We start from the raw sequence: 16,510 nt of genomic DNA on the forward strand, positions 1-16,510 counted from the left end.
CCCGTGCGCATTGAAAAGACTAGGCAATTGGAACTTTTCTAAGCAAATCCTTATCCCGAACTGGCGTAATTGATTGTTATGCGACTTACCCCACATTTTTATATTGTACTCATTCCTTCGAGTTCATTTCTCTTGGGTTTATCAACATTTGTCCGTCTAATACTGTTAGCGTAGTACATTACTTATTATAGAAACACCCCGTTATTATTGTTTGTGCCATTACCATATTATTGCATGAACAACTAATAAAGTCTCAAACATCGTGCATCGAAATCAAAAAACGCTAGTCTATTGGCCTTATCTCTTATCAGATTTCGGAGAAAAAACAAATGCGCACCTCATTGTTCGCCCTGCAAATAGTTCTTTTTAACCTCAACATGGCATAAATTAAACCACAAGATACTGGTAATGCGCTATCAATTTTCAACTCAAACTTGCTAAAACCATCGCGCTAAACCCTTCAAAAACAATCAACAACCAGTGCAAAAACACAATCTCAATCGGCAACCAGCATCGTGTAAACCTCTGAAAAAGAGACCTTCAGCGGCATAAAACAAAAAAGGGACTACCGAAGTAATCCCTTTTTGCGCTTCAAGATGGGCTTGAACCAACGACCCCCTGATTAACAGTCAGGTGCTCTAACCAACTGAGCTATTGAAGCTTTTTGCTTGTTTGCGGTTGCAAAGGTACAACGTTTATTTGAAACCTCCAAACATTTTCGCAAAAAAAATTGATTTTGAGTGATTTTATAATAAAATAATGACAAAGTTTACGCTAGCTAATCTTAATATCGTAATTTTGCGTTACAGAACAAACCTATTTACAATGAGGAAGACATTCATCGCATTATGCGTTGCCGCTTTCGCATCTTCGGCTGCGGCTCAAAAAGAACAAGACCACAATTTTAATGTGGCCAAGAACCTTAACATTTTTAACGCTATCTACAAGAACCTCGACATGATGTACGTAGACACGCTAGACGCCGACCTAACCGTTGGTACTGGCGTGAATGCCATGCTCAAAGCATTGGACCCCTACACCGTGTATTACCCTGAAGACAAGGTGAAAGACCTTAAATTCATGATTACAGGAAAGTATGGAGGTATTGGCGCACTTATCAAATACAACAGTCAGCTCAAGCGGGTAACCATCGACGAACCCTATGAGAATATGCCTGCAGCTGAAGTTGGATTAAAAAAGGGCGATATCATATTGAGTATCGACAACGAGGACATGACAAAAAAGGACCAAGGTTATGTTAGCGACCACCTTAGAGGCGACCCCGGAACTAGCTTTATCCTACAAATAAAACGACCCTCTACGGGTAAGGTTATGAAATTTAAGGTGGTGAGAAAAGCCATCCAGTCGCCTGCGGTTCCTTATTATGGTATGCAAGCCAATGGCGTGGGCTACATCAACCTTTCAGGTTTCACCGAAAACTGCTCGCGAGAAGTGCGCAGAGCGTTCATCGATCTTAAGCAACAGGGCATGAAAAGCTTGGTGTTCGACCTCCGCGGCAATGGCGGTGGCTCGGAATCTGAAGCGGTGAACATCGTCAACATGTTTGTTCCTAAAGGAAAACTCATCGTCTCGAACCGCGGAAAGATGCAACGCTCTAACTATGAATACCGCACTCAGGTGGAACCTCTCGACACATTGATGCCTGTTGTGGTGCTGGTAGACGGCAATTCGGCTAGCGCCAGCGAGATTACTTGTGGCTCTTTGCAAGACCTTGACAGAGCTGTGGTGCTGGGAACAAGAACGTTTGGCAAAGGTTTGGTGCAAATGACAATGGACCTTCCTTATAACTCGGCCCTTAAACTAACAACTGCCAAATACTATATTCCAAGCGGGCGATGCATCCAAGCCATCAACTATAAACATAATAATGGTGGAACGAAGGAGCATGTACCCGACTCGCTTACCAAAGTTTTCTACACAGCTAACGGCCGACCCGTGCGAGATGGTGGCGGTATTATGCCCGATGTGGAGGTTAAAGCCGACACGCTACCCAATATTGCGTTCTACTTGGCTGGCATTAAAGACTCTAACGAAGTGCTGCTTAACTATCAATTAGATTACATCGCAAAGCATCCCACTATCGCACAACCCGAAAAATTCGTGATAACCGATGCCGAATACGATGAGTTTAAGCAACGCGTACTCAACTCTAAGTTCACTTACGACCGCGAAAGTGAGAAGTTTTTGAAGGAACTTGTTAAGCTGGCTAAGTTCGAAGGCTATTACGACGATGCCAAAAACGAGTTTAATGCTCTGGAAAAGAAATTGAGTCATAACATCGCTAAAGACCTCGACATCAATAAAGAGGCTGTTAAAAAACTCATTGCCGATGGTATTATCCCCTCGTACTACTTCCAAAAGGGACGCATTAGGCATTCGCTGGTTGACGATAAGCAGATGAAAGCCGCACTTGAAGTACTGGCCGACTCGAAGAGATACGCCAGTTTGCTAAAGCCTCAACCTAAGGCTACACCCGCAAAAACTAAAAAATAAACGCATACTAAACGCTGTTGGGGGCGCGGGCAAATGGCCTTGCGCCCCCAAAATGTGTTAACACCTAAAGCCAAAGCGTGCAATATACTAATGGTGAAACAACCCTTCGCCACACGCCTCCTTATATATAAGGTGAGGCCAACGAGCAACAACTCCTGCAAAAGGCTTGCAACCATACATCAACAAGCCACAAACCACAACACTATACATCCTTCTTCGCAATGACAGCATCCCCTCTGGCACTACTGCCAACGACATTTTTGCTTCCTACAAACGCACTAGCGCAAACACAAAACAGACCCAACATTGTGTTATTTCTTGTTGACGACATGGGTTGGCAAGAGACTTCGGTGCCTTTCTATAAAGAAAAAACTTTGCTCAACAGTCGTTATCGCACACCCAACATGGAGCAATTGGCTAGCAGAGGGGTGAAGTTCACACAGGCTTATGCTTCGGCTATTTCGTCGCCTTCGCGCTGTTCGTTGCTCTCGGGCATGAATGCGGCACGCCATAAGGTTACCAATTGGACCTTCGACTATAACGTAGAAACCGACATGGACGACCCTGAAATGATGCCACCCACATGGAATTGCAACGGCATACAGCCCGACACAGTGACATCGGCTCACAATCGGCATCGCACAACATTGATAACTCCCCTGCCACAACTGCTTAAAGATGCGGGGTATTACACCATACACTGCGGAAAAGCGCACTTCGGAGCACGCACAACAGCAGGAGAAGACCCGCGAAGCTTTGGTTTTATGGTGAATATTGCTGGTGGAGCCAACGGCGGACCAGCTAGTTACCTCGCAAGAAAGGAATTTGGTAGCAATCGTTTTCATGTTTACGGACTGGAACAGTATTACAATACCGATACTTTTCTTACCGAAGCGCTTACCATCGAAGCAATTAAGGCTTTAAACAAGCCCATAACCGAGGGCAAACCCTTTTTCCTCTACATGTCGCACTATGCCATACACGTGCCATACGAAGCCGACGAGCGGTTTACACCCAACTATCGACAGGCTAACGGACAAGGAATGTTCGACCCAATGCTGCAACAACCGCTCAACGAAAACGAAATTAACCACGCCGCTTTGATTGAAGGCATGGACAAAAGTCTTGGCGACTTGCTGCGCTTTATCGATAGTAAACCCGAAGTTGCTCGAAACACCATCGTGATTTTCATGTCAGACAATGGTGGTCAAGCCATTGATGTGCGCCAAGGTAGACATAATTACGACCAGAATTACCCAGCTCGTGGAGGCAAAGGTTCGGCACTTGAGGGCGGCATTCACGAGCCAATGCTGGTGTATTGGCCAGGAGTGACGTGTGGCGGTACAGAAAATCACAACCGCGTGATGATAGAAGACTTCTTCCCTTCGCTGCTCGATATGGCACAAATAAGCCAATATCGCACATCACAAGTGGTGGATGGGCGTAGCTTTGTGCCACTCTTGCGCAACCCAAAGCTGCATCGCAAACGCCAAATTGTGTGGCATTACCCACATTTCTGGACCACAAACATCAGCGAACGCGATGGCTACGGACCCTCTTCGGCACTGATGCACGGCCCTTATCACCTGATATATTATTGGCGAACAAACACTTGCGAACTGTATAACGTAACAAACGATATTGGCGAGAGCAACAATCTGGCACACAAAATGCCCAAACTCACCAGCAAACTCAAGAAAATGCTCTTTAAAAAACTAGACGAATATGGGGCACAAAAACCCACTTGGAAAACTCCAAAACATTAAAACACCAACCCCTACCCCAGCCCTTGCGCTTGACTTGATAGGTGATTTTATACCCATATTACATCCTCTTTGTCCATTTTTGTGTATTTTAAGCCGGCTATATGCCCTTATATCAAGATAATTCTGTATTTTTGCAAGTGATGCGCCAATGCATTTAAAACACGAAACCATGCTGAAAGTAAAGATAAACAACCGCGGAAGGCAACCGCTACCCACATACGCCACAGCCCTGAGTGCAGGAATGGACCTGCGAGCAAATATTGATGCCGACATCACCCTTATGCCCTTGCAACGCCAACTGGTGCCAACAGGATTGCATATTGCACTGCCCGAAGGGTATGAAGCACAGATTAGACCTCGCAGCGGATTGGCTCTTAAACATGGAATTACCGTACTTAATACACCTGGAACGGTGGATGCCGACTATCGCGGAGAGCTAATGGTGCTGCTGGTGAACTTCTCTAACGAGCCTTTCACCGTAAAAGACGGCGAACGCATCGCACAAATGGTTATCGCCAAACACGAAAATGTGTGCTTCGAAGTGGTTGATACACTCGACGATACAGAAAGAGGAACTGGCGGATACGGACACACTGGACTGAAATAACACAACTGATGAAACGAAATCTGATACACATCGCGGCCGCAACAGCCACTTGCGTCGTGGCGCTTGCCATGGCCACGCCCAAAGCTTGGGCCAAAAAGAAGGTACAACCCACTAAAGTTGCGCCAGTCAAAACATTGTCGTACAACGACAAACGACGCTTCGACTACTTCTTTCTCGAAGCAGTGAAACAAGAGAACATTGGCAATTATGCCTCGGCTCTCGACCTCATGAATCATTGTCTAGCCATTAATCCCAACGCGGCAGAGGTGTATTTCATGCAAGCTCCTTATTATGTACAACTCAAAAAAGACAGCTTGGCACTGGCTTGTCTTGAAAAAGCGGCTACTCTTCGCCCCAATAATTCTACGTTTACCGAACGATTGGGACAGTTCTACATCAATAGTGGCAACTTTGATAAGGCCATCCAAACCTACGAGAAACTAACGGCTAACACCAAAGAAACAGGCAACAGCGATGCGCTGAACGTACTCATGCAATTATATGGACGCCAAAAAGACTTCGCTGGCGTGCTGAAAACACTCAATAAAATTGAGCTTGTGAACGGCATAACCGAAGAAACCACATTGCAAAAGGTGCGCGCTTACGAAATGCTCGACGATAAAACATCGGCCTTTAAAGCCTTAAAGCAGCTTTGCGACGACCACCCCAACGATGTAAACTATAAACTGATGTTGGGAAACTGGCTAATGCAAAACCAAAAAGAGGCCGATGCACACAAAATTTTCACTGCTGTGCTGGCCGAAGACCCTGATAATACCTTCGCACAAGCATCGCTATACGACTATTATCGGGCCCAAAACAACGATGCTATGGCCACTCAGCTACGCGACAAGATGCTCATCAGCCCCAAAACAGATAACGAAACAAAGTTGTCTATCATGAAACAAGTGGTGCAAGAGAGCGAACGCACTGGCGGTGATAGCACGGCTGTGCTGGCTTTGTTCGACAAAATCACCTCCGCTAACCCCAACGATGGCAACATGGCCGAACTGAAAGCTGCCTACATGTCGGTGAAGAACATGCCCGATAGTTTGGTTAACAATGCTCTAAGACAGGTTGTGGCCGTTGCTCCAGAGAACACAGGCGCTCGTTTGCAACTCATTCAAAGCCTTTGGAAGAAACAACGCTGGGACGAAATCTTAACACTAAGCAAGCAAGCGCAAGCTTACACGCCCGAAGAAATGGTGTTCTACTACTTCGAAGGCATGGCCAACTATCAGATTGATAAGAAAGACCAGGCCCTAGACGCTTTCAAAAGGGGCGTTTCACAGATTAACCCCAAAAGCGATAAAGAGATTGTGGCTGAACTTTACGAACTAATGGGAGAAATTCTCTACCAAAAGAAACAGCATAAAGAGGCTTTCGCCGCCTACGATAGCTGTTTGCAATGGAAACCCGATAAGGCTAGCTGCCTCAATAACTACGCTTATTATCTAGGCGAACAAGGTAAAGACCTCGACAAAGCCGAAGCAATGAGCTATAAAGCCATCAAAAACGAGCCCAATAATGGCACGTATCTAGATACTTATGCATGGCTGTTGTTCCTCAAAAAGCGCTATGCCGAAGCTCAGGTCTATATCGAACAGGCTCTAAAAAACGACTCTACATCGCTTAAAAGCAAGGTGGTGTTGGAGCACGCTGGCGATATTTACGCAATGAATGGCGACACTAAAAAAGCTATCGAATATTGGAACATGGCTCTAAAACTAGGAGCCGACAAGGCTGTTATCAATAGAAAAATTAAAATGAAAAAGCCTTAAACAAGGAGAAGTGTGGAACGTGAAGTGACCATGCTCAGGGATTTGACTGACTTACAAGATTAATTCAGCAGCTTTGTTCATGGATTGACAGGCTTACAACACTGGTTTAAGTTGACGAGTTGGAGGGTTAACAAATTTCCGGAGAAACAAATAGGTGGCAAACCTAGTGGTTTTAGGGCTTTGGCCCTTTCACTTTTTCACCCTTTCACCTTTCACTTTTTCACCTTTAAAAAGCCTTTTCACCTTTAAAACATTTTGTATGATGGAAAAGAAAACAACAATAACAACGCGCGCCCTTAACGGACTGCAGCGCATAACCTGTTCGAAATCGACGAAAAGGATGGCGAGCATGGCCCTTGCAGTGATACTTACACCACTAATTTGGACCTCGTGCAAAACAAAAACAGTAGTGACTACAACGCCAACCACCACTGTACCAAAAGCAGCACGCGACCGAGAGGTGCTGGCCAACAACCAAATGAATTTCATGCAGCGCGTGCACAGCAACCAAGTATATGCCACTAACATCGTGGGGAGCATCTCGCTCAACGTGAAAGGTGCTGGAAAAGACATCACTGTGCCTGGACAACTGCGCATGCGCAAAGACGAAGTGATACGCTTGCAAGCCTTTGTGCCTCTGCTTGGCACCGAAGTGGGGCGTATTGAGTTCACACCCGAGTATGTTTTGATTGTAGACCGCATACACAAAGAGTATATCAAGGCCGATTATAATCAGATGGATTTCTTAAAAAAGAACGGACTTAACTTCTATAGTCTGCAAGCTTTGTTCTGGAATCAACTGCTATTGCCCGACCGCCCACGCATCACCGAGGCCGACCTTAACCAGTTTAGCGTTACATTTAGTGGTGGACAAAACAACCCCATCACCTACCAAACAGGCAATTTTAATTATGCCTGGCTGGCCGATGCTAACAACGGACGCATACAACAAACCGATATTAATTACCAAGCACCCAATCATGGCGCATCAAAACTGGTGTGGAAATATACCGATTTTAGAGCGCTTGGCGTGAAGATGTTCCCTGCTTCGCAAGTATTCACAATGAGTTCTTCGGCCGTAAAAGGCGGACAGACGCTACAAGTGAGCATCAACATGAACGAAATTAAGACCGACGACAAATGGGAAACACAAACAACTGTGTCGCCCAAATACAAGCGCGTGAAGGCTCAAGACGTCTTCAGCAAAATACTCAGCATGTAAATGAAACAGCTTCTCACCATACTCCTTGCCCTCTTCGTGGCTCTTCCTATCGGTGCGCAAAAAAAACGCAACGCTAAAAATGCGCACCCTGCTGCCACTACACATAAAAAAACATCCTCTAAAACTAAACCTGGCAATAAGGCTAAAGCCGTGCAACCGGCTAAAAAAGGCGTCAAAACAACGAAAACGCCTGCTAAAAAACCTGCTAAGCCTGTTCCGCAAAAGGGTAATAAAACCTCTAACAAACGTGGGAATGTAGCTATAAGCAAAAACACCCAGTCGGCTACCGACAAGGCCATCAAGGGTTTGCAAGGCCAAAGAGAGGCGATAAAGAAGAAAATTCAACAACAAGAGGCAGCATTGAGAGCCAATCAGGCCGACGTGAAGAAGAAGTTGCAAGAGCTGATGGTGATTAACAGCGAGATTGATGAACGCCAAAAGAACATCAACGACATACAAAAAGACATCACTCACATCAATGGCAACATCGGCATTCTTAATTCGCAGCTCACAACGCTCGAACAACAGCTGGCCGACCGCAAGGCTAAATACATCCGCTCACTGAGATATATGGCCCGACATCGTTCGGTTCAAGACAACTTGATGTTTGCTTTCTCGGCCAAAAGCCTAGCGCAGGTGTATCGCAGAATGCGTTTTGTGCGCGAATATGCATCCTATCAAAAGGCGCAAGGCGAACTGGTGAAGGCTAAACAGCAACAAGTAACCGATAAACACATCCAATTGGAGGAGGTGAAAGGACAAAAAAGCTCGCTGCTTAACAAGGGTCGCAAAGAGCATGCTGCCTTACAAGCCAAACAAGGAGAGCAACAAAAGGCGGTTGACGGACTGCAACGCGAACAAAAAACCATACAATCTATCATCGCCGAACAGCAAAAGAAAGATGCTGTTTTGAACGCTGAGATTGACCGACTCATTGCTATCGAGGTGGAAAAAGCTCGCCAAAGGGCCATTGCCGAGGCTAAACGAAAGGCCGAAGCAGCCGAAGCGGCTAAGCGTAAGGCCGAAGAATTGGCTAGAAAAAAGGCGGCGGCCGAAGCAGCTGAGCGTGAAAACCAACGCCGTATTGCTGAAGCTAAAGCTAGAGAAGAACGCTTAAGAGCCGAAGCGCGTGTGGCCGAAGAGGCCGAAAGGGCTAGAAGACTGGAGGCTGAAAAGGCTGCTAGAGAGGCCGAACAACGCAGAGCGAAAGCCGAAAAAGAAACGGCCGACAAGAAAGCTCAAGCTGAACGAGAAGCTAGAGAGGCTGCCGAACGCAAAGCTAAGGCCGACCAAGCGGCACGTGAGTCGGCCGATAAGCAGGCTAGAGCACAACAAGCAGCGCGAGAAGCTGAAGCTGCACGCGTGGCTGCCGAACGAAAAGCTGCTGCCGAACGCGAAAGAAGCGAAAAAGCCATTGCCGAAAGCAAGAAGGAAGTGGAGGAAACACACAAGCTTAGCACCGTGGACCGCATGGTTAGCGGTGGTTTTGAAGCCAATAAAGGTAGGTTGCCCATGCCCATCACTGGTTCGTATCGCATTGTGAGCCACTTTGGACAATATAATGTGGAAGGACTTAAGAATGTGAAACTCGACAACAAGGGTATTAACATCATGGGTGGCGACGGCTGTCAGGCAAGAAGCATCTACGATGGAGAGGTTAGCGCTGTGTTTGGTTATGGCGGCTCGATGGTGGTTATGGTGCGCCACGGCGCCTATATCTCGGTGTATGCCAACCTTCGTTCGGCCAGTGTAACGCGCGGACAGCGAGTAACCACACGCCAAACGCTAGGCACTGTGGGGGACGACAACATCCTCCAGTTCCAGTTGCGCAAAGAGACAGCCAAACTAAACCCCGAAACATGGTTGGGCAGATAATGTTCTGCTATAGCCTTTCTACTCCACCCTGCGTGCAATGAAAGTCTAATGCTAGCCTGCATCGACCCGTTTTCGCCCACACTAGCGAGCCTAATGCTTGCCCATCGCCACGCCCCATCTTACGCCTAGCAGCGCAAAAGATGGGGCGTGGCTTTGTTTTAGTGGTCTACCACATTTGTTCTTCGCGCAAACACTTCCACCCCAATGCGGTGAATTGAGTCTAAACAGTTTTTGTTTTATTGTCGAGCAGATTGCCTATCTTTGTAACGCAGGCGTAACGGGCCACGTTAAGTTGCAAAGACAGTAAAGATGCCAACAAGAAAATAAAATATATTAGGAAACAACACAAAAACAAGAATTCTGGAAACATTGTGGTCTAATTACCGATTGGGGTTAACAAGCCCTATATTTTTAGTACAAAACTTTTACATATTAACATTTACGGCAGACTCATTCTAGCGAAAAAAAGCGCTCAAAAGCATAAAAAAAGCCACGTTTTTGCACTTTCAAAATTTATTTTTTCGTCGCCAAGAGGAGTCAACCGTGCAATTTGCACCATTTAGGCTTTCTATTTTAGTTGGAAACCTCAATTTTTCATCGCGCGAAAAACCCGTTTTTATACCCTAAAACACCACTTTTTAGGCACTTTTCGCCCCTTAATAACACAAATAGCCTATCAACAATATTGCATATCCATTGTGCATAATATGCATCAAGCAGCATTTAAGCATGTTTTTAGCACCATTTTGCCATGCGTTTTGGTGCATTTTGCCTTGCGTTTAGCACCACTTAGCCTTGCGTTTAGCACCACTTAGTAGTGCGTTTTGTAGCAAAACGCAAGGTGAAATGCACCAAAACGCAGGTAAAAACAATTATTTTGTGTATTTATACAAAGTAGACACCATCTTCTGCATACTCCAATTAAGTACAATTGCGCCGAAACAACCCCTAGCGAGAATTAAATATTTGCCACCCAAAGAACAGTTGATGAATAATAAAGCCACTTTTGGCACGACAAAATGCACTGAATATTTTACATTTTCCACAACAACACATCTCGCGTGTTGAAATTTGTGGCTTATTTCATTCCCAATGAAGAAGCCATTGAGGGTGAAAAGCCAAAGCCCTCGCCCCGTTTCATGCAGTGTAGGGCACGAAACGGGACGAGGGCCATAAGTAATAATAAACAGATTAGGGCTGCGACTCGCCCTCAACATATTGTTCCATAAACATATGCTCACCATCAAACACGGCATAAGTAAACTGCCATATCCAATCGCCCAATATCATCATGCGGGTTTTCTTAGAGAGCATCAAGTCTAGTTCAATATGTCGGTGACCATAGAGAAAGAAATCAATATCATCGTGGTCTTTCATATACTCCTTAGTGTATTGCACCAGATACTCTTTATCCTCGCCCATGTATGGAGGTTCTTTGCCTTCGGCGCGTTTCATGCGGCTATGCTTAGCCCAATTAAGCCCAAAGGCCATGCCCCAACGTGGGTGAAGCGCATTAAAAAGCACTTGACAGAAGCGATTATGAAACACCCGGCGCAGAAATTTAAACGAATTGTCGGGGTCGCCCAAGCCATCGCCATGCGCCAGATAAAACACTTTGCCGTATATTTCGGTGGTTAGGGGTTTCTTATGCACTATTAGTCCGCATTCCTCTTCTAGGTAACCATAGGTCCAAAGGTCGTGATTTCCCACAAAGAAATGCACCTCCACGCCCATATCAGTGAGTTCGGAGAGTTTGCCTAAGAAGCGCGTATACCCCTTTGGCACCACCATTTTGTATTCGTTCCAGAAGTCGAACAAGTCGCCCAGCAAATAAATAGCCTCGGCCTTATGCTTGATACTGTCTAGGAAACGCACAATTCTTCGCTCGTGCATACGGCCATGTTCGATGGCCAGCGAGCCAAGGTGGGCGTCTGAAAGAAAATAAACATTCTTCATAACCAAGGGTTTTAAGGGGTCGCGATTATTCAAACCCCAGTTCCACGCGTGCTTCGTAGCTCATCATGCTTTGATCCCAAGCGGGTTCGAACACCAGTTCGATATTCGAAGCAGTAACCCCCTCGATGCTTTCCACCTTTGTGCGCACATCCTCGAGGATGAAATCGGCTGCCGGACAAGCAGGTGCGGTGAAGGTCATATCAAGGTCTAACGTGCCGTCTTCTTGCAAATCAACCTTATAAATCAATCCGAGGTCGTATATATTAACGGGTATTTCGGGGTCGTACACTGTTTTTAGCACATCAATAATCCGTTCTTCTATCTTCAATTTTTCTTCTTGCGTCATAGCTATTTGCTTTAATGTTGTTGCAACAAAGATAATGAAAAATATTGAACGATGACGAAAGTAAAGCGAAAAAAAATAGTATAATGCTGCAACGACCGACCTGTAAAGATGGTCAGCCCTCGAGAAAAAGGGTTTAACCTCAAAGTAATCGAGTAAGGTTTTATAGCTCTCTGGCGCCTTTAGGCAGGTGTCGGGGAGTGTTTATTTTAATTGTTGGGCAGTAACAACGTGGCGATAACATTTTGCACTGTAATTGCAATGCATTAATTCTCACCAGCCCGCTTAGAATGAGCCAAGAAAGCGAACCCAACATGAATGTTATAGGCAGACCTAGCCCCTTTGTAAACGAACTAAATCACTCTGCCCTCCTCGCGATAGCTATAATATCGGCCATCTGTAATGATGAGATGGTCTAGAAAATAGATGCGCATGGTTTCGCAAGCACTCTTAACGATTTGCGTTAGTCGGTCGTCGGCCCCACTAGGCGAGGCGTTATTACTGGGATGGTTATGGCAAAGTGCAACGATTGTGGCGTTATTGAGCAAAGCTTCGCGCATAATAATGCGCACATCAACAGCCGTTTCGCTCAGTCCGCCATGCGAAACACGAAAGGCTTTAATGAGTTTATAGTTTTGATTCATCAGCAAGGCCCACGCCTCTTCCACGTCAAGGTCTTGCATACGTGCGTGCATAAAATTGTATATGGCCGTAGCCGAGCCAAGGTCTTTGCGTTCTTCGGCCTGTTCTTGCTGTCGGCGTTTTCCCAGTTCGCAAGCGGCCATGAGTGTGATGGCTTTAGCTTCGCCAATGCCATGATAAGTGATTAGTTCGTTATATGATAATCGGCCAAGGCGTTTAAGGCTGTTTTGGCAATCGTTGAGCACACGCGTCATGAGGTCGACTGCCGATTCTTCTGTTGAACCAGAGCCAATAAGAATAGCCAACAACTCAGAATTGGTTAAGTTCTCGGCACCAATACGCATCATTTTTTCTCGCGGACGGTCTTCCGTTGCTAGGTCATTGATTTTCATGATTAAGGATTTTAAGGGTGAAAAAGTGAAAGGTGAAAAGTATTTGGATGAAGTACTAACTACTTTGCTACATTACTCCTTACTACATTACTACATTACTCCTTACTACATTACTCCTTACTACATTACTCCTTACTACTCTACTACTTACTACTTTACTACTTACTACTTACTACTTTACTCCTTACTCCTTACTTATAAAATGTTTTCTCGAATGCACTAAACTCGTCTTTGCCCTTAACACAGCGTCGCCACCATGCTTGAAGGAAGCCAAAACCGTACCCCATCAGTTGAGTAAAGGCAGCAGCAACACTTAAAAAGGCGATGTGCAAACTGCGATAGAAGCAAAACGCATCGACAAACAAAGCCAATGAATAGAGCACTAAAGGCGAAAGACCTGCAACAACAAGCCATTGACCCAAAGCCATACAGCCCATAAGCATGAACACAACACCCAATAAAGACACAGCCCCCAGCAATAGAACGCCCACAGTGAACACCATTGGCAGCAGATGAACTAGCTTTAACGATTCGGGATACTTCTTATAAAGATTTATTCTGGCAATACCACTGTTGTAAACCTGACGGAAAAACTTGCGGAAATCCGTTCTTCGTTTATGCCATACCCATGCTTCGGGGAACAAACGGCAGCGTAATTGCGCCTTAAATATACGGATAGAAAAGTCGATGTCTTCGCCAAAGCGCATTTTAGAGAAGCCACCAAGCTCCAGATAAGCACTACGGCGCACGCCCATGTTAAACGAACGCGGATAGAACTTATCCATTTTCTTCTTTCCCCCACGTATTCCGCCCGTGGTAAGAAAAGCAGTCATAGAGTAAGAAATGGCCTTTTGTTTAGGCGTAAACGAAGGATGAGCCGCATCAGGACCGCCAAAGGCGTCGGCATCGTTCGTATTTAGTTCGTTTTCCACGGCTTGCAGATAGCCCGCAGGCACCACCACGTCGCTATCCAAAATCAAAACATAGTCGCCTTGCGCCCTTTCCACGCCGTAATTACGACTTTGTCCAGGTCCAGAGTTATCTTTATTAAAATAATGTAAGTTGAGTAAGTCTTGGTATTTTTCGCAAACATCGCGACAAGGAATGGCCGAACCGTCTTCCACCACAATCACTTCAAAGTCGGTTATGGTTTGCTTAGTAAGACTTTCGAGCAGTTCGTCCACCTCATCAGGGCGGTTATAAACAGGAACTATAAACGAGTATTTCATTTAGTAGCAAGGTTTAGGCGATGTGCGAAATAGGTTTGTTGGTAGCAATGGGCATTAGGCGCAAGGGCCGAGCTGTCTCCAACCAGGGGTTAGATAGGCAGCTCGGCCCTTGTTGAATTATTCTTTCACTCTTTGGAGGTACGAACCATCGCGGGTATCAACCTGAATCAGTTCGCCTTCGTTGATAAAGAGGGGTACGCGTACCACAACACCCGTTTCAAGTGTAGCGGGTTTGGTGGCGTTGGTAGCGGTATCACCCTTAATACCAGGTTCGCTGTGGGTAATACGCAGCACAGTTTTAACAGGCATTTCGGCAAATAGCACAGTACCATCTGTAGTGTCTGTAACAACTTCCACCACGTCGTTCTCTTTCATATACTCAACACCAGTGATAGCCTCTTTAGGAATAGGAGCTTGTTCGAAGGTTTCTTGGTTCATGAAGATGTATTCGCCACCATCTTGATAAAGATATTGATAGGGGCGACGCTCAATGCGAACGTCTTCCAATTTGAAGCCCACTTGGAACGTACGGTCAAGCACGCGACCTGTAGTTACGTTCTTCAGCTTGGTGCGCATCACAGTGTTTCCCTTACCGGGTTTTACGTGTTGGAAGTCGATACAAGTGAAAATTTGGTTGTCAAGACGGATACATGTTCCGATCTTGATTTCTTGCGAATTAATCATTTTTGTTCGTTTATATTATTATAATAATGTGCAAAGTTAGCCATTTCGTAGAAAATTCCAGCCCATTAATACGGAATTTAACTGATGTAGATAGCGAAAAATTACGCGTTTGGCATATTGCACGATATTAAAAAAGCTCTCTTAAAGCGATAAAAAATGTAAAATGCGGTGAAAAACGATTTTCTTGATGTATTTTTGCGTATTAAATAGACATCAAATACACACATTAAAACAATGAGAAGAATACTATTTACAGTCTTGGCAGCGACTGCAATGTTATCTGCCAACGCCGCTAATGCCACAGAAGGAGTGCTCAAAGTGAAGGGTTCGCTGAAAAGTTTCGGCGACTCAATACTAGTTTATGTTGCCGACCCAGGCAAACGCCCCGTTGTTCGCGATACGCTCGTGTTGAAAAACGGTGCATTCGACTTTAGCGTTAAGCTCGATAAGGTGTCTGAAGTGACACTTGCAACACCCGAAGCCGCCAGAGGGCAGTCGCGCCAATACGTGGCTTTCGTGGGCGTTCCTGGTGAAACGCTCGAACTAAGCGCCAACGAACAAAACAAATTCACCTACGCTGGAACAAAGTTCTACAAAGAGTTCGCAGAGATGAAAGAAGCGCTTGAAAAAGGCCAAACCGAACTGGAAGCCTACATACAATCGCTTAATGCACGCATGGAAAAAGGCGAAAAGCAAGAAGACTTGATGAAAGAATATCAAGAAAAGGCTCCCGCCTTGCAAGCTAAAGCCAGCGTGGCTTACAAAGATTTTATCAAAGCGCACCCCAACTACGAGGCTAACGCCATCATCGTAAACAGTCTTGAAACGCTGGAAGAGATGGAAGAGGCTGCCAAAATGATGTCGGAAGGCGTAAGAGAAGGTCGAATGAAAGATTACTACATGGCTAGTATCAACCAACTAAAGGCTCAAAAAGAAGCCGAAGAGCACGCCGCTAAAATGCAAGCTGCTGGCGTTGTAGCTCCCGACTTCACGCTGAACGACCTCAATGGTAAGCCTTTCAAAATGTCTAGCCTTAAAGGAAAGTACGTGGTGCTCGACTTCTGGGGCTCGTGGTGCGGATGGTGCATCAAGGGTTTCCCAAAGATGAAGGAGTATTACCAAAAATATAAAGGCAAATTCGAAATCCTTGGCATCGACTGCAACGACACTCCCGAGAAGTGGAAGACCGCTGTTGCTAAACACGAACTGCCCTGGAAGCACGTGTTTTGCCCACGCGAAAGCAAGGTTTTGGCCGACTATGCCATCCAAGGTTTCCCAACAAAGATTGTTGTTGGCCCCGATGGAAAAATCGTTAAGACGGTTGTTGGCGAAGATCCTGCGTTCTACACCCTGCTCGACGAGCTTTTTGGAAAAGGTAAATAATCCCTTTCCTCACCTTATATCATAGCGCACGGAGCAAGCATCGAGGCCCGCACGCCCCAAAAGGGCAACAACAGCGCACCCAATGCTTGCTCCATAGCGCATAACAACGCGCTTTA

12 protein-coding genes and 1 tRNA gene are annotated in these 16,510 nt (G+C 45.7%); 7 read left to right on the forward strand and 6 right to left on the reverse strand.

All coding sequences use genetic code 11. The annotated features are described in order from the left end of the window. Positions 1-587: 587 nt before the first annotated feature. Positions 588-661: transfer RNA gene (locus tag QME03_RS06235), tRNA-Asn, on the reverse strand. 164 nt (positions 662-825) lie between these two features. Between QME03_RS06235 and QME03_RS06240 the strand changes: the two genes are divergently transcribed. The 6 genes from QME03_RS06240 to QME03_RS06265 all read left to right on the forward strand — a co-directional run bounded on the left by QME03_RS06240 (position 826) and on the right by QME03_RS06265 (position 9,765). Then, positions 826-2,514, forward strand: a complete 1,689-nt coding sequence (locus QME03_RS06240) for a S41 family peptidase (RefSeq protein ID WP_281723805.1) — start codon at positions 826-828, stop codon at positions 2,512-2,514. A gap of 221 nt (positions 2,515-2,735) precedes the next feature. After that, positions 2,736-4,280, forward strand: coding sequence for a sulfatase (locus QME03_RS06245; protein WP_281723806.1), 1,545 nt, complete (start codon positions 2,736-2,738; stop codon positions 4,278-4,280). Positions 4,281-4,449: 169 nt separating this feature from the next. Next, positions 4,450-4,887, forward strand: a complete 438-nt coding sequence (gene dut / locus QME03_RS06250; RefSeq protein WP_281723807.1) for a dUTP diphosphatase — start codon at positions 4,450-4,452, stop codon at positions 4,885-4,887. Between the two features lie 8 nt (positions 4,888-4,895). Then, on the forward strand, positions 4,896-6,668 hold the full coding sequence (locus tag QME03_RS06255) for a tetratricopeptide repeat protein (protein ID WP_281723808.1): 1,773 nt from the start codon (positions 4,896-4,898) through the stop codon (positions 6,666-6,668). 259 nt (positions 6,669-6,927) lie between these two features. Beyond that, positions 6,928-7,890, forward strand: coding sequence for a lipoprotein insertase outer membrane protein LolB1 (lolB1, locus tag QME03_RS06260; RefSeq protein ID WP_281723809.1), 963 nt, complete (start codon positions 6,928-6,930; stop codon positions 7,888-7,890). Continuing rightward, positions 7,891-9,765, forward strand: a complete 1,875-nt coding sequence (locus QME03_RS06265) for a peptidoglycan DD-metalloendopeptidase family protein (RefSeq protein WP_281723810.1) — start codon at positions 7,891-7,893, stop codon at positions 9,763-9,765. Positions 9,766-10,956: 1,191 nt separating this feature from the next. Here QME03_RS06265 and QME03_RS06270 read toward each other — a convergent pair. The 5 genes from QME03_RS06270 to efp all read right to left on the reverse strand — a co-directional run bounded on the left by QME03_RS06270 (position 10,957) and on the right by efp (position 15,011). Beyond that, entirely contained in the window at positions 10,957-11,721 is a 765-nt protein-coding gene (locus QME03_RS06270; RefSeq protein WP_281723811.1) for a UDP-2,3-diacylglucosamine diphosphatase, read from the reverse strand. 25 nt (positions 11,722-11,746) lie between these two features. After that, positions 11,747-12,067 carry a metal-sulfur cluster assembly factor gene (locus QME03_RS06275; RefSeq protein WP_110370073.1) on the reverse strand — a complete coding sequence of 107 codons (321 nt, stop codon included), beginning with the start codon at positions 12,065-12,067 and terminating at the stop codon, positions 11,747-11,749. 350 nt (positions 12,068-12,417) lie between these two features. Further along, on the reverse strand, positions 12,418-13,098 hold the full coding sequence (radC, locus tag QME03_RS06280; RefSeq protein ID WP_281723812.1) for a RadC family protein: 681 nt from the start codon (positions 13,096-13,098) through the stop codon (positions 12,418-12,420). Positions 13,099-13,289: 191 nt separating this feature from the next. Continuing rightward, the gene (locus QME03_RS06285; protein ID WP_281723813.1) at positions 13,290-14,327 is read right to left on the reverse strand and encodes a glycosyltransferase family 2 protein; all 1,038 of its coding nucleotides are present in this window, start codon (positions 14,325-14,327) and stop codon (positions 13,290-13,292) included. A gap of 117 nt (positions 14,328-14,444) precedes the next feature. Further along, positions 14,445-15,011: an elongation factor P gene (gene efp, locus QME03_RS06290; RefSeq protein ID WP_281723814.1), complete on the reverse strand. Its 567-nt coding sequence runs from the start codon at positions 15,009-15,011 to the stop codon at positions 14,445-14,447. Between the two features lie 234 nt (positions 15,012-15,245). Between efp and QME03_RS06295 the strand changes: the two genes are divergently transcribed. Continuing rightward, the gene (locus tag QME03_RS06295; RefSeq protein ID WP_281723815.1) at positions 15,246-16,394 is read left to right on the forward strand and encodes a TlpA disulfide reductase family protein; all 1,149 of its coding nucleotides are present in this window, start codon (positions 15,246-15,248) and stop codon (positions 16,392-16,394) included. Positions 16,395-16,510: the final 116 nt, after the last annotated feature.

Origin of the sequence: Hoylesella shahii (assembly GCF_937990675.1) — a bacterium.
GTDB lineage: Bacteria > Bacteroidota > Bacteroidia > Bacteroidales > Bacteroidaceae > Prevotella > Prevotella shahii.